This is a genomic window from Methanospirillum sp. (genome assembly GCF_035560735.1).
Taxonomy (GTDB): Archaea; Halobacteriota; Methanomicrobia; order Methanomicrobiales; family Methanospirillaceae; genus Methanospirillum.
The window spans coordinates 1-2,134 of the sequence record NZ_DATMYY010000161.1; the positions used below are offsets into that span (position 1 = coordinate 1).

The following is a 2,134-nucleotide window of genomic DNA, read 5'->3' on the forward strand; positions in this document are numbered from 1 at the left end:
TAATATAATCAACTTCTACGGCAGTGCAAGGAGAGAAATAACTGCAATTTTCAATGAATTCGGATTTGAACCTCTGTTTATCATATCAAACACAACGATTGAGCAGTTATCCAGAATATCTGAATCAGCAGCAACGGTCAGCACTTGTGGAACACTTGGTACATATCTTGGAACAGCTCTTGAAGAGCAGTACGGAGTTCCATACATATCATCCCTTCAGCCACACGGAATCGCAGGGTTCGAAAGTTGGCTCAGGGGAATTGGTAAAACACTTGGAAAAGAGAAAGAAGTTGAAGAGTATATTGAACGGGAACGGGGAGTGTATCTTCCCAAAATAGAGGCAGTAAAGCAAAAATTATCAGGCATCAGGGCCGTTGTTGCCATGGGTCCAGGATTTAATTTCAATACCACCAGGACGCTACAGGAACTTGGGATCGAAGTTGTGTACTCTGCAGCATGGCATTTTGATCATCAGTATGATAATGGGAAGATCCCGGAATCCTTTGACTACCTCGCTACTCATTCTCCGAATAATTTTCCACTCAATGTATGTGATCTCCAGAATCACGAACTGGTGCATATCCTCCATACCATCAAACCTGACATCTTCTTTTCACGACATACCGGATCAACAGTATGGGCTATGAAACTTGGAATTCCTGCCTTATGTATCTACGATGAGTATACTATCTTCGGATACGCAGGTCTGCTTCAGTTTGCATATTCAGTGCTGGATGTGGTAACCAACCGCAGTTTTACAGATAACCTCTCAAAAAGGGTCAAACTTCCGTACACAGACTGGTGGTTCTCACAAAAAAATGATCACTTCCTTACACCAGGGGATGAATAAGATGCCAAAACTTATTGATCAGCCGAGGTATGTCTGTGCTCTAGGAGCCATGCAAACAGTGCAGGGAATTCACCGGGGCGTCCCAATTTTGCATGCCGGTCCTGGATGTGCAGCGAAACTGGCAGGAGGTATTGCAGGGAGTAACGGTGATTCAGGATACATTTCTCCCCAGATCTACCCGTGTACCAATATCTCTGAAAAAGAGATCGTCTTTGGTGGTGAAGACCGTCTCAGCGAGACTATTGAACATGCACTCAGGGTCATTGACGGTGATTTGTTTGTTGTTCTATCCGGATGTACTACTGAGATCGTGGGCGATGACATCATCTCAGTGGTAAAGAAATTTTCAGAAAGCGAAAAGCCGGTAATATACGTAGAAACCGCTGGATTCAAGGGAACAAATCTTGAAGGGCATGAATGGGTAATTGATGCCATATGTAACCAGTACCTTACCAAAAAACCAAAGCAGGAGACTATAAAAGGGCTTGTAAATATATGGGGGCCTGTTCCTTCGTATGATCCTTTCTGGATCGGAAATATCCGTGAACTCGAGAAATTGCTCATCGAGATTGGCCTTATACCAAACACGATATTTGGTGAAACCAGAGGAGTCCAAAATATTGATAAGATTCCTGCTGCTCAGTTTAATCTCCTTGTTTCCCCATGGGTTGGACTCAAAAATGTCATAACTCTCAATACGTTATTTGGAACTCCATTCCTCCATTACCCATGCGTGCCTATAGGGGCATATGAATCAGGAAAGTTTCTTCGGACAGTAGGAGCATTTGCAGAAGTGGATCCAGGCATTATTGAATCGGTTATCGAAAAACATGAGCAAGAGTTTTATTATTACATCGAACGGACATCAGATGTATTTCTTGAGAACCGGACAATGTCACGACGGTTCTCTCTCGTGTCAAATGCAGCTGATGCCCTTGCAATATCCCGGTTTCTGGTGAATGATTTCGGACTCGTGCCAGAGAAACAGTATATAACAGATGGTACTCCTTCAGAACATCAGGACCGGATCAGAAAGATGTTTGCCGAGTATGCATATGGAATTGAGGCAGAGGTCATCTTTTCAACAGATGGCTACCTTATTCATCAGGATATCAGGAAGAATGATTATTTTGGGCCACCTCTCATTATCGGGAGTATCTTTGAGAAAAAATTAGCAGAAGAACTTCATGGCAACTTCCTGGCAGTATCTGCTCCAATTAAGGAGAGACTAATCATGTGCAGTTCATATGTCGGATATCACGGAGGGCTCCGGCTGCTTGAGGA

2 protein-coding genes are annotated in these 2,134 nt (G+C 43.4%); both read left to right on the forward strand.

The window, feature by feature from the left end:
* A partial coding sequence (locus tag VN429_RS04970; RefSeq protein WP_325630444.1) for a nitrogenase component 1 occupies positions 1 to 850 on the forward strand: 850 nt, incomplete at its 5' end.
* Position 851: 1 nt separating this feature from the next.
* Positions 852 to 2,134: nitrogenase component 1 (locus VN429_RS04975; protein ID WP_325630446.1), on the forward strand; the 1,283-nt coding region annotated here is incomplete at its 3' end.